Origin of the sequence: Sphingobium sp. B8D3B (genome assembly GCF_025961875.1) — a bacterium.
In the GTDB taxonomy this organism is placed as follows: domain Bacteria; phylum Pseudomonadota; class Alphaproteobacteria; order Sphingomonadales; family Sphingomonadaceae; genus Sphingobium.
This window is the reverse complement of the sequence record NZ_JAOQON010000001.1, coordinates 2,171,143-2,184,706: the sequence shown is the minus strand read 5'-3', so window position 1 is coordinate 2,184,706 and position 13,564 is coordinate 2,171,143. Positions and strand designations below refer to the sequence as shown.

Genomic DNA, 13,564 nt, shown 5'->3' with positions numbered 1-13,564 from the left:
TTGTACCACCCCAACCCCTCCTCTGAAGAGGAGGGGCTTACGCCGTGGCATGACCTTCTCGGCGCACCACCCTTGTTGAGCCACGCGAGGGAGATACCCGCGCCTTACCGTTCCTCGCCGCCCTCATCACCGGCATCCTCGGCCTGCGCCGCTGCGAGGTCCTGCAGCAGGGCGTCCACATCGAGCGGCTGGCTGCGGTCATGCGCCTCGATGCGATCGCGCAGGCCCTGTGCCCACGTCGCGCTGGGGCCGCCATGCGGATCGAACGCCAGCGGGCCGAGGTTGATCAGCGCGTCATCATAGCGCTGGTCCCGCAGCAGCTGCATCACCAGCATCGTACGGAGATTTTGGTCGAACGGCGCCAGCACCACAGCGCGCTCCAGCCCGGCTATCGCATTCTCCGTCGGGCGCCGGCCCTGTTCGAGGAAGCTGCGGTAGAAATATTGCAGGGGCAGGGGATGATTATTCTCGAACCTGTTGAGCTCGATGAATGGGCGGCGCGCTTCGGCATAGGCAGCGCTGGCGTCCGGGGCGGATTCCGCCTTGCGGAACAGCGCCTTTCCTTTCGCCAGATAGGCGCTCACCTGCCGGTCATCGAGCGCGAGCGCGGTGTTGGCAGCGGCGAGGGCGGCATCCTCGTGACCCGCTTCCAGCTCGGCTTCGGCCAGCGTCGCGTGCAGCGCCGCATCGTTGGGATAGCGCGGCGCAAGAGCGCGCAAGTCCGCCACCAGCGTCTCCAGCTCCTCGGGCGAGGGACGGTTCTTGAGCTCGATCCGCAGCGGCATGGCCGCCGCTTCGCCCTCACTCAGCGCGCGGACCGAGACGGGGCCGGGCTTGAGTGTGGCAGCAGGGAGCTCCAGATAGGTCATGCGGCTCTGTCCCAGATATTTGTCCAGATCCCGCTGCAGGGCATTGAGATCGCCAAAGGCGCCTGTCGCCGCGTCCGTAAGGCTTTTGCCACTGCGCAGCAGGCGCAGATAGATTGCCAGTTGCCCGGGACGCTCCTTGCTGAACGTGAGGTAATGATAAAGCAGCCAGCTGCGCCCATAGAAAGCCGCCCCCTGGGAGGCGGATTTCGGATAATGGCCCGAATTGAGGATTTGCGCGACCGGGATGACATCGCCGTACATTAGGTCGCCCGCGCGATGCCTGGCGGGCATCCCCAGGCCGACATTGCCGTTCTTGCGAAACTGGGCAGAGGCAAAGAACTCGGCGGCGCCTTCCGAGAACCAGAGCGGCATGCCGTAGCTGCTGGTCGAGATCAGATAATGATGCGCATATTCGTGCAGCAGCGCCAGCATCGGCATATCGAGCGTGGTGTTGCTGGTCTTTACCCGGGGGACGATGGCGAAGGCGTCGCCCGCGCGCGGCACGTAGAACGCGTAGGTATATTTGCTGTCGCCGCCCTGCAGCCGTCGGACATCCTTGTCGCTGCGCACGACATAGACCTTCACGCGGTTGGACGGGCTGGGCGGTTCCATCTCAACCGAGAGCACATAGCCCATGGCATGGTGGAAGCGTTCGAGCTGGTCGGAGAATTGCTTGATCTCCTCCGGCTTCTGGTCGGCATAGATGACGAAGTTTTCGCTGGAGGCTTCCAGCCAGGCCGCCTGCGCAGGCGGTGCCATGGTCGCAAAGAACAGTGCGGCCCATGCTAACAGTTTGATCGGCATTGCTATTCATCTCCCCCGCGGCCGGACGCTAGGCAGGCGCGCAAGGGACGACAAGGGTGAAATGAGGCTGTCCGCGATGCACGATGTCTTTTTTAGAGCAGCCCCCGCCACCAATATGCCGCCCGCACGTTGCGCGGGGATGAAACTGCGTATCCATGCCGCGATCGATTATGCGCTGCCCCAGCCGACCGATCTCATCCTCCATATCGAAGCTGCGCATCTGCCCGAGCAGACGGTGTCCGATGCCCGGCTGGACCTGAGCGTGCTCGATCATTTCGCTCGTGTCGCCGCGCACGACCATATCGGCGAGCGTGTGCTGATGCGCGCACAGGGGCAGCTGAAGGCGGACTATCATGCGACGGTGGAAATCCACCGCCTGCTGGCCGATGTGAGCGGGCTGGAAGCGCTGCCGCCGCACATGCTGCCGGGCGAGGCCGTGCAGTATCTGCTCGATTCCCATTATTGCCCCGGCAGCCAGTTCATTAGCTTTGTCGGCGAGACGTTCGGCGATCTGCAGGGCGGGCAGCGCATCGCCGCGATCCGGGATTATGTCAGCGGACATTTCCATTATCTCCCCGGCGTCAGCACGCCCGAAACGACGGCGCTGCAGACCTTCGTGCGCCGGCAGGGCGTCTGCCGCGATTTCGCCCATATGGTGATCGCGCTCGCCCGCGCCTCCTGCATCCCCGCCCGCTTTGCCAGCGTTTATGCGCCCAATGTCACCCCGCAGGATTTCCACGCGGTCGCCGAGGTCTTCCTAGATGGCAGCTGGCATCTGGTCGATGCGACCGGCATGGCCACGGAAGGGGAGATGGCCAAGATCGGCATCGGCCGCGATGCGGCGGACGTGGCCTTCCTGACTTCCTTCGGCCCGGTCATCATGAACAGTCAGACGGTCGAGGTTGAGGTGGTCGAGCAATAAAGCCGGCGTCCGGCTCAGGGCGCCGCATCGCCCTTGAAAGGATGCGCATCGGACCAGGCACAGCCCGAGCGCAGTGCATCGCCGATCTGGAGCGTGGCCACGAACGGATAGGTGCGGTCGGACATGCCATCCGAACAATCGCCCGGCGTCAGCGTCATGGTGAAGGGCGCCGCGTTCAGCGTGCCGCTCCATGAGAGGCCGCCGCGCCCATCGAACCGCTCCACCGCGATCCGCTCGCCCTTGGGTGTCTCGGGCGTTTCATAGACCAGCGTCTTGCCGGCGACCTGACCGCCCCAGAACGGTTCAGTGCCCGTGAAGCGCACGGTCTCGTTCGCCGCAATCTCCGAATAAGGGCGATTATCGTCGCGATTGCCCGGCACATTGGGCTCATCGCCATGCGACTGGCAACCGGCGAGCAGCAGCGCCAGGGGCAGCGCCCGGACGATGTTGAGGGTGACGGCGTCGATCATGCCTCCCCTCTGCGCCCGCTATGCTTTGCGGGCAAGCGCTTTGCGATGCGAGCGGAGGTGGGAGCGTCGCCCACGTTCAAACACCCATTAACTTCATGCTGTTAGTGACAGGTCGAGTCGGGAGCGACTTGCGCTGACCGCACTTGCCGGGTGATGCTGATGCCAGAGGAAATTCTCGCACTGATCGACAAGCCGTGGCTGCTCTTCATGCTGCTGCTTGCGGGCGCGCTGTTCGGCATGGTGATCGAGCGGTCGCTCGAGAAAGCGAGCCGTGCCAAGCGCCGCGCATGGTGGGAAAAGCGCAATGCGCGGCGGGCATATCATACAGGCGTGGGGGTGCAGGATAGTCGCCGGGCGGGCCTGCGTGATGGACCGGACGCGGCCGACCAGCTCCGCACGGTGATGAACGCATCCTTCTTCCCCCGCGCCCTCCTCAACAAGCCGGAGCGCCGACTGCTCGCTCATATCGACCGGGCGCTGGCCGAGGATGCGCCGGACTGGCGGGCGATGGGGCAGGTGTCGCTCGGCGAGATTCTGGGCAGCCGGGATCATGAGGCGTTCCGCGCCATCAACGCCAAGCGGGTCGATCTGCTGATTGTCGACCGGGATTGCCGGCCCCTTCACGCCGTGGAATTTCAGGGCACGGGCCACCATCAGGGCGCGGCTGCCGCGCGCGACGCGGTGAAAAAGGAAGCCCTGCGCCGCGCGGGCATCGGTTATGTGGAGGTGACGAGCGGGGACAGTCCTGCCGATGTGCGGGCGATCATCCGCAAGCTCTATGCGCGGGACGGGCAAAAGCCGCGGAAGGCCGCGGTGCCTGCGAATGGCCCGCAGCCCGATTCTTCTAGGACGTCGCCCACCGCTGCTCAGACCCAGGAAGCCGATACGGTGCGGGTGATATTCGGGAGGAAAGGGGTGGAGCGCACGCCCGATCCATCACTGTAAGCGGATCAATCGATTGGAATTTGCGAACGGTTCTCAATAAATGATCAGCCACCCCGCTGCCGTGCCCGGCCAGTGGAAAGATATTGAGGACTGCCATGCCCCGTGACCTGACCAAGACGCTGACCTATCTGGCCGTTCACCTGACCGTGGGGTTCACGGTGGCATATCTGCTCACCGGATCGCTGGCGATGGCTGGCGGCATCGCGCTCATCGAACCGGCGGTGAATGCGGTGGCGTTCTTCTTCCATGAGAGAGCCTGGAAGGCGGCCGATGCCCGTGCAGCGGCGGCTCCAGCAGCGGTTCCGGGCGAGGCGTTCGATGCGCGCATGGCGGCGGTGCGCTGGGGGTGATCGCCCGACGGAAGGAGATCCGCGAATAAACGCGCTTTTGCGGGGCGACAGGCGTAGGATGCGTGGTGCGGGCTGATGCGCTCGTGACCCGGAGAGGAACGCCAATGGCCAAGGGCCAGAAAAAGTCGAACAAGGAAGTCCGCAAGCCGAAGGCGGAAAAGCCGCCCAAGCAGAATGCGTCCCAGCCCAGCCAGAAGACCGGCGTGGTCAAGGGGCTTGAGAATATGCGGAACAGCTAAGGTCAGGCGCGCGATGCCCACCTCCTGGCGACGACGCGCGGCACGGTGGGTGCTGGCGGCGGCCTATCTGGTCGCCGGTTCTGCGCATCTGCGGACGCCGGCCGGCTTCATCGCCATCACGCCGGACTGGGTGCCCTGGCCGGCACAGGTGGTGATGCTGACGGGCCTTGCCGAGATCGCGGGGGCGCTCGGTCTCATGATCCCGCCGCTGCGCCGTGCGGCGGGCATTGGCCTCGCGCTCTATGCGCTGTGCGTGTGGCCGGCGAACCTCAACCATGCGCTGGGTGACATCGCCATCGGCGGCACGCATCTGGGCTGGTGGTATCATGCGCCCCGGCTGGCGCTGCAACCGGTGATCATCTGGTGGGCGCTGTGGGCGAGCGGCGTGACCGACTGGCCCTGGCGGACCGGCGCCGCGCGCAAGCCCTAGCGCGCGCTGCCCGCGCCGCCCTTCTTCGCGCCGGCAGATTTGGCGGGGGCCTTGGCACTGGCTGGCTTCCCACCAACCTGTCTCCCACTGGCCTGCTTGGCCTTGTGCGCGGCAATGTCCGCATCGATCGCCGCGATCCGCTCCCGCTCGGGCGTGTCGCGCGGCAGGCCTTTCAAGCGGCAGGTCGCCCACAGGGCCTTGCGCTCGGATTCCAGCGCCTTGAGATACAGATCGGCCATGCCGGCTCCTATGGGTTGCGGGGAAGGGGAGCCATCCCCTAGCGCATGGCAGGCGCGGAGGACAGAGCCGTGCGCGGCGCACGGGCGGCGCACGCCCGCTCAGGCGAGCGTGACGAAAATCTCCGCCTCGATCACCCATTGCCCGGCCACCTCGCGCCACTTGGCGGTGTAGACGCCCGAGGCCGCCAGCGCGCCACTCTCCCGCCCAACGCCGCGCCACTCCCCCTGCTCCAGCGCAATCGGCTCGACCGGCGAGAGCGTGATGGCGGTGGGGATACGCTCATAGACGAGCCGGCTGGGCGATGCGAACTCGCGCTGCCACACCCTCAGCTGAGCGGCCCGCCCGGTGATGACCGCGCTATCCGTGCCAGTGACCATGACGCAGTCCTTGCCCAGGATCGCGCCGATGGCCTGCGCATCGCCATCAGCAATCGCGCGATTGAAAGCGGCCCGGCGGGCCCGGATGGGGAGATCGGCGGGGGTGGTCATACGGTCCGTGCCGGGGATGGTGACGCAATTGACATTGTACAAATCTCTGTCCATATTTAGGATATGCAGGCTGTATCCTATTCCGAAGCGCGCGAGAATTTGAAGTCGATGATCGACAAGGTCGTTGCGGATCGCGCACCGCTCGCCATCACGCGTCAGCGCGGTGAAGGCGCTGTATTGATCTCGGCGAGCGAATGGGCCTCGATCGAAGAAACGCTGTACCTGCTGAGTTCGCCCAAAAATGCCGAGCGCTTGCTGGAAGCCGTGCGGGGCTTCGAGGCGGGCGGTGCCGGTGTTGATAACGAGGGCGTGCCGCTCCCGTGAACGTGACGTTCTGGCCGACGGCGTGGGAAGATTATCGCCATTGGCAGGACCATGACCCCAAAATGTCCGAGAAGCTCAACGGGCTGATCGAGGAATGCCGGCGCCATCCCTTCAAGGGCACCGGCAAGCCCGAGCCGTTGGGTGGCAATTTGTCAGGCTGGTGGTCGCGGCGGCTCAACCATGAGCACCGGCTGGTATATCGGGTGGCGGGGAGTGGGAAGGACCAGACGCTGCAGGTGGCGCAGTGTCGGTATCATTATTGAAGTACTATAATTTAAAACGGAATTTCGTCATCATCATCAAAAGCATTAGCTGATTTTTTCGATTTCCGAATTTCAAAGGTTACTAAGTCGTCTGACCAATCTGCCGTGGAAAAGGGTTTTAACCGGCCTGCCTCATCAAATATGTTGCGGTTCAATTTTAGCGTTTCAATCGAACCGTTAGATTTATTTATTTTGTACCATTCCAAACCATCTTCAAATGGATCCTCAATAAATCCTCTATTTTGTATCCAGTCAGAGAAACTTCCTTTGTCGTCAAAAATAAATCTATAAGGAACATTCATAAGTCGCCGTAGCGACGCGAAGAGGGGATGGCTTGTCAATATTAGTTCCGCAACCACATCATCACGACGGTCGGCATGAGAAGCTACAACATCCGTTAAAGAGCGGACTGTTTCCAAAGAAAGCCGAAGCTCATGAAAGAGACTAGATTGAGCGATAAGAGACTGTTGAGTGAGAAGTCTCTGGAAAAGCCCTGCCCACTGTTCCTTTAAATTCTCGGTGATATCAAAAGAAGTTTCAAACGGCTGAATTGGATTGTTATTTTTTAATCCGTAAACTTCAGAGAGAAATTCATATATTCTAGAATTATCGACAGAAGCCCACTTAATTTTTGAATCTCGATTTCGTTCGAATGTTCTGTACTCGTGATAAACTTCTCGCTCAACGAATATGTAAACTTGCTTGTTTTGCTCTAGAGCTACGCGGAGTTCCATCTGAGAAACAGAATAGATGAATCATCAGATTGCGAGCCAAATCGGCCGCCAATTATAGATATCAAAATGTCGCACGTTTCTATTTCTTTATAACAGTATCGCTCTAACGCTTCAGCATTACCATAAGGGATGGAGCCACGCTCATGGAGTACTGGATCAAATCCACGCTCACGAATGAAGTGTTCTAAGTCAGCTCGCACACTCTTCAGATCGAAGTACGTGCTACTCACAAACACTCTGGGTCGCGCCATTTATTTCCCCCCAAGCCGGCAAAATATCGCGGGCGACTATGGCCTGATGAAGAACCGTCATGCAAGGGTGATGGAAATGAAGGAAGCTCCGCCTCAATCCCGCTCCCGTCCCCCACTCCCCATATACAGCTCGCTCCCCGTTTCGCGGAACTTCGCGCTCATCTCTTCCATGCCCTTAAGCGCTGCCGCCTTGCTCGCCGCCGCTGTCTCGGCGCCCGTCGGGCCGGTCGCGATGAAGCCTTCCACGCCCTGATTCTGCTTGCCGGCGAAGTCGCGCACTTCCTGCGTGATCTTCATCGAGCAGAATTTCGGGCCGCACATGGAGCAGAAGTGCGCGGTCTTGGCGCCTTCTGCGGGTAAGGTCTGGTCGTGATATTGCTCGGCGGTTTCGGGATCGAGGCTGAGGTTGAACTGGTCGCGCCAGCGGAACTCGAAGCGGGCGCGGCTCAGTGCATCGTCGCGGACCTTGGCGGCGGGGTGGCCCTTGGCAAGATCGGCGGCGTGAGCGGCGAGCTTGTAGGTCACCACGCCAACCTTCACATCGTCGCGGTCGGGCAGGCCGAGATGTTCCTTGGGCGTGACGTAGCAGAGCATCGCCGTGCCATACCAGCCGATCTGCGCGGCGCCGATGCCGCTGGTGATGTGGTCATAGCCCGGCGCGATGTCCGTGGTGAGGGGGCCGAGGGTATAGAAAGGCGCCTCGCCGCAGACCTGCAGCTGCTTGTCCATATTCTCCTTGATCTTGTGCATGGGCACATGGCCCGGCCCTTCAATCATCACCTGCACATCCTGCTTCCAGGCGCGGTGCGTCAGCTCGCCCAGCGTGTACAGCTCGGAGAACTGCGCTTCGTCATTGGCATCGGCAATGGAGCCGGGGCGCAGGCCATCGCCAAGGCTGTAGGCGATGTCATAGGCCTTCATGATCTCCGTGATCTCGTCGAAATGCTCGTAGAGGAAGCTCTCCTTGTGGTGCGCGAGGCACCATTTCGCCATGATCGATCCGCCGCGCGAGACGATGCCGGTGACGCGCTTGGCGGTCATGGGGATGTAGGCCAGGCGCACGCCGGCGTGGATGGTGAAATAATCCACGCCCTGCTCGGCCTGTTCGATGAGCGTATCGCGGAAAATCTCCCAGGTCAGGTCCTCGGCAATGCCGCCGACCTTCTCCAGCGCCTGATAGATGGGCACGGTGCCGATGGGGACGGGGGAATTGCGGATGATCCACTCGCGCGTATCGTGGATGTTGCGGCCGGTGGAGAGGTCCATCACCGTGTCCGCGCCCCAGCGGATCGACCAGACCATCTTGTCCACCTCATTGGCGACATCGGACGCGACGGCGCTGTTGCCGATGTTCGCATTGATCTTCACCAGGAAGTTGCGACCGATCGCCATCGGCTCGCTCTCGGGGTGGTTGATGTTGTTGGGGATGATCGCGCGGCCGCGGGCTACCTCATCGCGCACGAACTCGGGCGTCACATAATCGGGGATGCTGGCGCCGAAGCTCTCGCCATCGCGGATATATTCGGCGAGGCGGGCGCGGCCGAGATTTTCGCGCTCGGCAACATATTCCATCTCGGGCGTGATGATTCCGCGCCGGGCATAATGCATCTGGGAGACATTGGCGCCGGCCTTGGCGCGCAGCGGGCGCTTGACCACATTGGGGAAGGGGCGGACGCCGCCGGAGCGATCCGGGCCGAGCTGGCCGTTGTCCTCCGGCTTCACCGCGCGGCCATCATAGGCCTCGACATCGCCGCGCCCGAGGATCCAGTCGCGGCGCAAGGCGGGCAGGCCGGCCATGATGTCGATCCGCGCGTCCGGATCCGTGTAGGGGCCGGAGGTGTCATACACGCGCACCGGCGGCTCGCCGGAGCTGGGCTCGAGGTGAATCTCGCGCATCGCCACGCGGTGCGGGCCAACATGGATCTTGCGGCTGCCACGAATGGGTCCGGTGGTCACGCCGATCTCGGCCTTTGCGGGGATGTCAGCCATAGGGATGAGCCTTTCTGTGAACGGAGGAATCAGAGGAAACCGGCACGGCCGGTGAGCCCGGCAACGCCGAGCAGAAGACCAAGGACGATCGCGGCGATCGCCCAGATGCGAGTGGCGGTCGCGGAGGAGACCGCGCGGCCGATGCGCAGCACTGGCCCCGGCACGGCGATCAGCAGCGCGCCCTTGATGAGCGCACCCCAGCCAAACAGCGTGACGAGGGTCGCGAGCGGATCGGTCAGACTGCTGTGGGCGAGCACGAGGGCCGCCCCGATGGCGAAGGTCACCGCACCGGCGAGCAGCACCAGCCCGGGCGCGCGGTCGAAATCATCCAGCAGCGCCCGCCAGCGTTGCGGCGCGGAAAGGCCGGCAAGGCCGATGAGAATGAGATAAAGCCCCAGCACCTGCGCCAGTTGCAGGGTAAGCACGCTGCCCGTCATCATCGCCGCCACCCTCCTCTCAAGGGCCGGCGCGCCTGTGGCTAAGGGAATGAGGGTGGCAAGACTGGCCACGCTCCGCTCCCTCCGCCGGTACGAGCCGGTTCAGGTTCAACGGGTCGGATGGCGCTACCCATCCCTCTCAGCCAGTCAGCAGGCTCCCCGGGGAAGGGCTATCCTTACCCTGCTTTGTCGACGGGGCCAAGCTGTAAACCGGGCTCGCCGAAGAGCAGTCGCGTCAGAGACTGCGCGTCCGGGGCCGGTTGGAAGCGGGAAACTGGCAGCAGATGCAAGCCCGGGCGTAGGGCTTTGTTCCCTTTTGCATCTGCCTTGCTGTGCTTGACGATCTTTCCATCCAAGCTAGGCATTTTTTCGCCGGGCATGCCTCCGTAGAAGCCATATCCAGTGATCATCAGCGTTCTGAGATCATGACGCATAAGAACGACGCAACCTGAAGGTTTATCCTCCAGGCGCTTTTGAACAGGAAAATGGCGAGCACGCCCGGCCGCATGGAGCGCCTTGAGCTGAATGTGCCTCACTACCCCGCGCGCTTCGATGATCACGTCATGCCCGGCATTGTCGACCTCGCTATGCGAGACAGCGAGGTCGAATTCGCCTTCCTCCCAAAGCTGACTCCCTATTGCCGCAAGAAAACGGTGTTCGAGAATAGCCTCTCGGGTCGATGAGTGCGTGAAAAGCGCTTGGGTCCAACGTTCCATGGCGCACCGGCGTACCGGCGCGCCGCCATTTCGTCAAAATGTGTAGGCCAGTCCCGCGCCGAACATCCACTGGTTGCGCGATCCGGCGAGGCGGACCACAGGGCTGTCGGCGATGTCGCCGAGCAGGCGGGTATAGGCGACGCCACCGACCAGCGAGAGGCCGCCCGAGAGGTCACCTGTCAGGGCGATGTTGCCGGCGGCGGCGAGCGTCCAGTCCTTCCAGCCGCTGCCGGCGGTATAGACGGGCAGGGTGCTGGCGGCGCTCTGTGCGGGGGTAATCGAGAAATAGGTGCCGGCATAATCGCCATCGACATGATTGGCGCTAAAGGACACGACCGCGAGGCTCTTGGTGCTCAGCGGCGTCATGTAGCTGACCGACGGCGTGATGATCGTGCCGCCATGGGCGCCCGCGACATCCTTACGCGCGGTGACCGTTGCAGAGAGGCGGTCATAGTTGCTGGTGATAAGGCCCCAGCGGGCAATGCCGGCATAGCCGCCCAACTCGACCGAGGTGCCGACCTTGCCGAGCGCGCGGATGCGCTCGTCGTCGATCTTGTCGACATTGGTGCGGTTGAGGCCGATGGTAGCGACCGGACCGAGCTGGAAATCCCAGCGCGAGCCGCCATCGTTGATCAGATCGATGCTGGCGCGGTTTCCGACATACAGGAAGTTGAGGCCGCCCAGCTTGCCGACCGCACCGGGCACTGGCGTGATGCTGGTGCCGTTGGCGCCCTCATATTCCGGGATCACTGCGGCGCCCAGGCCGATGGTCAGCCGGTCCCCCGCGCGGGCGCGTGCGGCTTCACGCTGCTCGGCAGCTTCGCTTGCCGCCGTTGTGGTCTGGCCGAGGGCGGGTGCCGACAAAGCGGGGGCGACGGCCAGAATGGCGAGAAGACAAGGGGATAGGGAGGGGAAAGGGCGCAAGTTGAAACTCCGACAAGAGGCTGATCCGTGCAACGCCGCAGGAGGCAGAAGGCTCCCGCTGCGCCGATCACGCCCGTCTCACCGTCCACAATCCTGTCCGCCTGCGTCCTTCCGGCATCACGCAGCATGCCGCGCGCGGTCAGTTGAGCCGCATCAGTCCCGCCACGGTGAGGGCCAGCCCGCAGACCAGCGTCAGCGCCACCCAGATGCGCTGCATGTTTGCCAGATTGCGCAGCCAGAAGTGGAAGTAGAGGTCCGAGAAGGCGAGCACGACCAGCGCCTCGATCATCATGATGCCGCCAATGGCCTTCATGATGCAGGTGAGGATATCCGCCGGAATCCATGGATTGGCGAGATAGACCGCGGCGCCGAGGATCAGTTCAACCAGCCCGCAGAGCAATTGCAGCGCAGGCGATTGCTCGATCTCCTTGACCATCGTCTGCCACAGGCCAGGCTTGCGCAGCGCGCCGATGGCGGCGGCCAGCGTAAAGGCCCCGAGCAGCATCGCCGCCCAGGCCGTTGCATCAATCATGTCGAACTCTGCCACTGATCTCTCCCGATGATGCCCACCCCCGGGCAGCATGGGGCAGGCGATTGGTCCGGGGCCTTGTGGGCTCCTCGGCTGGCGCGGACTTTAGCGCGGGTGCGCGGGCGGTCCAGATGGAATTTTGCGGGATTATCTAACGGCGGTGAAGGAAGGTTGCCGGTGGGTTTCATGCCCTCTCCCCTTGAGGGAGAGGGATGCGCAGACTTGGCAGCCTGCTGCCTTAGTCGAAGCTGGGAGAGGGGTGAGCGATCCCCAGGATCGCGCGGATCAGAGATCCGCCACCCCTCATCCAACTCCGCCTAGCCGCCAGAAGGCGGCAAGGCTGCGTATCCTTCTCCCTCAAGGGGAGAAGGGTGTTCGTTATATCCTCTTGGCTTGACACACGTCGCCCGCCGGGGGGTGTCAATGCGGCCGTGGCGCGCTATGGCGCGGGCATGAGCGACAGCGCCCCGCATACTCCCCCGCCCTTCCGCGTGCCCGCCGATCCGCAGTCGGCGCGGTTCGCCTTCAGCGTCCAGGCCACGCAGGGCAAGGCCCGCACCGGCGAGATCGTCATGAAGCGCGGCGTGATCCGCACGCCGGCCTTCATGCCGGTCGGCACGGCGGCGACCGTCAAGGCGATGCGTCCGGCGGAAGTGCGCGCGGCGGGCGCGGATATCATCCTGGGCAATACCTATCACCTGATGCTGCGACCCGGTGCGGAGCGGGTGGCGGCGCTGGGCGGGCTGCATGCGCTCTCCGGCTGGGAGCGGCCGATCCTCACCGATAGCGGCGGCTATCAGGTGATGAGCCTGTCTGCGCTCACCAAGGTCACCGAGCAGGGCGTCGCCTTTGCCAGCCATATCGATGGCTCGCGCCATATGCTCAGCCCCGAGCGATCGATGGAAATCCAGCGGCTGCTCGGCAGCGATATCGTGATGTGCTTTGACGAGCTGGTTCCGACCACCACCAGCCGCGATGCGCAGGCGCAGGCCATGGAGCGCTCGATGCGCTGGGCGGCGCGCTCGCGCGCGGGCTTCGATGCGGGCGGAGACCATGCCGCGCGGGCGGCGCTGTTCGGAATCCAGCAGGGCGCGCTCGATGAGGAGCTGCGCAAGCAGTCTGCGCAGGCGCTCGTTGAGATCGGCTTTGATGGCTATGCCGTCGGTGGCCTTGCCGTGGGCGAGGGGCAGGAGGCGATGTTCGCCTGCCTCGACCATTGCGTGGGCCATCTGCCGGTGGAGAAGCCGCGCTATCTGATGGGCGTGGGTAAGCCAGACGACATTGTCGGCGCGGTCGAGCGCGGCATCGATATGTTCGATTGCGTGCTGCCGACCCGCTCCGGGCGGAACGGGCAGGCCTTCACCTGGGCCGGGCCGCTCAACATCCGCAATGCGCGCTTTGCCGAGGATCCGACACCGCTCGATGCGCGCTGCACCTGCCCGGTCTGCGGCAGCGTCAGCCGTGCCTATCTGCATCATCTGGTCAAGGCCGGGGAGATGCTGGGCGCGATGCTGATGACGCAGCACAATCTCCATTTTTATCAGGCGCTGATGGCGGGACTGAGGGATGCGATCGGCGCCGGGCGGCTTACCGAGTTCGCCGGCCGCTTCCGCGCCGATTATGCGAGCAAGGCGTTTTGA

General features: G+C 63.4%; 19 protein-coding genes and 1 riboswitch. Of the genes, 8 read left to right on the top strand and 11 right to left on the bottom strand.

What is annotated here, in order from left to right; translation table 11 throughout:
- Positions 1 to 104: 104 nt before the first annotated feature.
- Positions 105 to 1,673, bottom strand: coding sequence for a hypothetical protein (locus tag M2343_RS10270; RefSeq protein WP_264576564.1), 1,569 nt, complete (start codon positions 1,671 to 1,673; stop codon positions 105 to 107).
- Between the two features lie 139 nt (positions 1,674 to 1,812).
- Between M2343_RS10270 and M2343_RS10265 the strand changes: the two genes are divergently transcribed.
- Positions 1,813 to 2,595, top strand: coding sequence for a transglutaminase-like domain-containing protein (locus M2343_RS10265; RefSeq protein ID WP_264576563.1), 783 nt, complete (start codon positions 1,813 to 1,815; stop codon positions 2,593 to 2,595).
- A 14-nt stretch (positions 2,596 to 2,609) separates the two neighbouring features.
- Here M2343_RS10265 and M2343_RS10260 read toward each other — a convergent pair whose 3' ends face one another.
- Positions 2,610 to 3,065, bottom strand: a complete 456-nt coding sequence (locus M2343_RS10260; protein ID WP_264576562.1) for a COG3650 family protein — start codon at positions 3,063 to 3,065, stop codon at positions 2,610 to 2,612.
- Positions 3,066 to 3,224: 159 nt separating this feature from the next.
- On the opposite strand from M2343_RS10260, the gene M2343_RS10255 reads away from it, so the two are divergent.
- The 4 genes from M2343_RS10255 (at position 3,225) to M2343_RS10240 (ending at position 5,029) form a co-directional block, all read left to right on the top strand.
- Positions 3,225 to 4,010: a DUF2726 domain-containing protein gene (locus M2343_RS10255; protein ID WP_264576561.1), complete on the top strand. Its 786-nt coding sequence runs from the start codon at positions 3,225 to 3,227 to the stop codon at positions 4,008 to 4,010.
- Between the two features lie 95 nt (positions 4,011 to 4,105).
- Positions 4,106 to 4,360: a DUF2061 domain-containing protein gene (locus M2343_RS10250; protein WP_264576560.1), complete on the top strand. Its 255-nt coding sequence runs from the start codon at positions 4,106 to 4,108 to the stop codon at positions 4,358 to 4,360.
- 104 nt (positions 4,361 to 4,464) lie between these two features.
- Positions 4,465 to 4,599: a hypothetical protein gene (locus tag M2343_RS10245; RefSeq protein WP_264572020.1), complete on the top strand. Its 135-nt coding sequence runs from the start codon at positions 4,465 to 4,467 to the stop codon at positions 4,597 to 4,599.
- Between the two features lie 13 nt (positions 4,600 to 4,612).
- A complete protein-coding gene (locus M2343_RS10240) occupies positions 4,613 to 5,029 on the top strand; it encodes a DoxX family protein (RefSeq protein ID WP_264576559.1) in 417 nt (138 codons plus the stop codon).
- On the opposite strand, the gene M2343_RS10235 is transcribed toward M2343_RS10240, so the two are convergent.
- Both M2343_RS10235 and M2343_RS10230 read right to left on the bottom strand, forming a co-directional pair.
- Entirely contained in the window at positions 5,026 to 5,268 is a 243-nt protein-coding gene (locus M2343_RS10235; RefSeq protein WP_264576558.1) for a hypothetical protein, read from the bottom strand. The two genes, M2343_RS10240 and M2343_RS10235, sit on opposite strands and share 4 nt — an antisense overlap.
- A gap of 99 nt (positions 5,269 to 5,367) precedes the next feature.
- Positions 5,368 to 5,757 (bottom strand): nuclear transport factor 2 family protein, encoded by a 390-nt coding sequence (locus tag M2343_RS10230; RefSeq protein WP_264577540.1) that lies wholly within the window; start codon positions 5,755 to 5,757, stop codon positions 5,368 to 5,370.
- 63 nt (positions 5,758 to 5,820) lie between these two features.
- Between M2343_RS10230 and M2343_RS10225 the strand changes: the two genes are divergently transcribed.
- Both M2343_RS10225 and M2343_RS10220 read left to right on the top strand, forming a co-directional pair.
- Positions 5,821 to 6,081 carry a type II toxin-antitoxin system Phd/YefM family antitoxin gene (locus M2343_RS10225; RefSeq protein WP_264576557.1) on the top strand — a complete coding sequence of 87 codons (261 nt, stop codon included), beginning with the start codon at positions 5,821 to 5,823 and terminating at the stop codon, positions 6,079 to 6,081.
- The gene (locus M2343_RS10220; protein WP_264574446.1) at positions 6,078 to 6,344 is read left to right on the top strand and encodes a Txe/YoeB family addiction module toxin; all 267 of its coding nucleotides are present in this window, start codon (positions 6,078 to 6,080) and stop codon (positions 6,342 to 6,344) included. Before M2343_RS10225 ends, M2343_RS10220 begins: the two co-directional genes overlap by 4 nt.
- Before the next feature lie 11 nt (positions 6,345 to 6,355).
- On the opposite strand, the gene M2343_RS10215 is transcribed toward M2343_RS10220, so the two are convergent.
- The 7 genes from M2343_RS10215 to M2343_RS10190 form a co-directional block, all read right to left on the bottom strand.
- A complete protein-coding gene (locus M2343_RS10215; protein WP_264576556.1) occupies positions 6,356 to 7,078 on the bottom strand; it encodes a hypothetical protein in 723 nt (240 codons plus the stop codon).
- Positions 7,063 to 7,329, bottom strand: coding sequence for a DUF4062 domain-containing protein (locus M2343_RS16720; protein WP_413716016.1), 267 nt, complete (start codon positions 7,327 to 7,329; stop codon positions 7,063 to 7,065). Before M2343_RS16720 ends, M2343_RS10215 begins: the two co-directional genes overlap by 16 nt.
- A gap of 93 nt (positions 7,330 to 7,422) precedes the next feature.
- Positions 7,423 to 9,318, bottom strand: a complete 1,896-nt coding sequence (gene thiC / locus M2343_RS10210; RefSeq protein ID WP_264576555.1) for a phosphomethylpyrimidine synthase ThiC — start codon at positions 9,316 to 9,318, stop codon at positions 7,423 to 7,425.
- A 29-nt stretch (positions 9,319 to 9,347) separates the two neighbouring features.
- A complete protein-coding gene (locus M2343_RS10205) occupies positions 9,348 to 9,758 on the bottom strand; it encodes a DUF2065 domain-containing protein (protein ID WP_264576554.1) in 411 nt (136 codons plus the stop codon).
- Positions 9,759 to 9,816: 58 nt separating this feature from the next.
- Positions 9,817 to 9,927: riboswitch (TPP riboswitch) on the bottom strand.
- Positions 9,928 to 9,931: 4 nt separating this feature from the next.
- Entirely contained in the window at positions 9,932 to 10,471 is a 540-nt protein-coding gene (locus tag M2343_RS10200) for a hypothetical protein (RefSeq protein ID WP_264576553.1), read from the bottom strand.
- 33 nt (positions 10,472 to 10,504) lie between these two features.
- Complete coding sequence (locus M2343_RS10195) at positions 10,505 to 11,395, bottom strand: MipA/OmpV family protein (RefSeq protein ID WP_181558713.1); 891 nt, start codon at positions 11,393 to 11,395, stop codon at positions 10,505 to 10,507.
- A 139-nt stretch (positions 11,396 to 11,534) separates the two neighbouring features.
- Positions 11,535 to 11,927: a hypothetical protein gene (locus tag M2343_RS10190; RefSeq protein WP_264572030.1), complete on the bottom strand. Its 393-nt coding sequence runs from the start codon at positions 11,925 to 11,927 to the stop codon at positions 11,535 to 11,537.
- A gap of 449 nt (positions 11,928 to 12,376) precedes the next feature.
- Here M2343_RS10190 and tgt point away from each other — a divergent pair, with 449 nt between their 5' ends.
- A complete protein-coding gene (tgt, locus tag M2343_RS10185; protein ID WP_264576552.1) occupies positions 12,377 to 13,564 on the top strand; it encodes a tRNA guanosine(34) transglycosylase Tgt in 1,188 nt (395 codons plus the stop codon).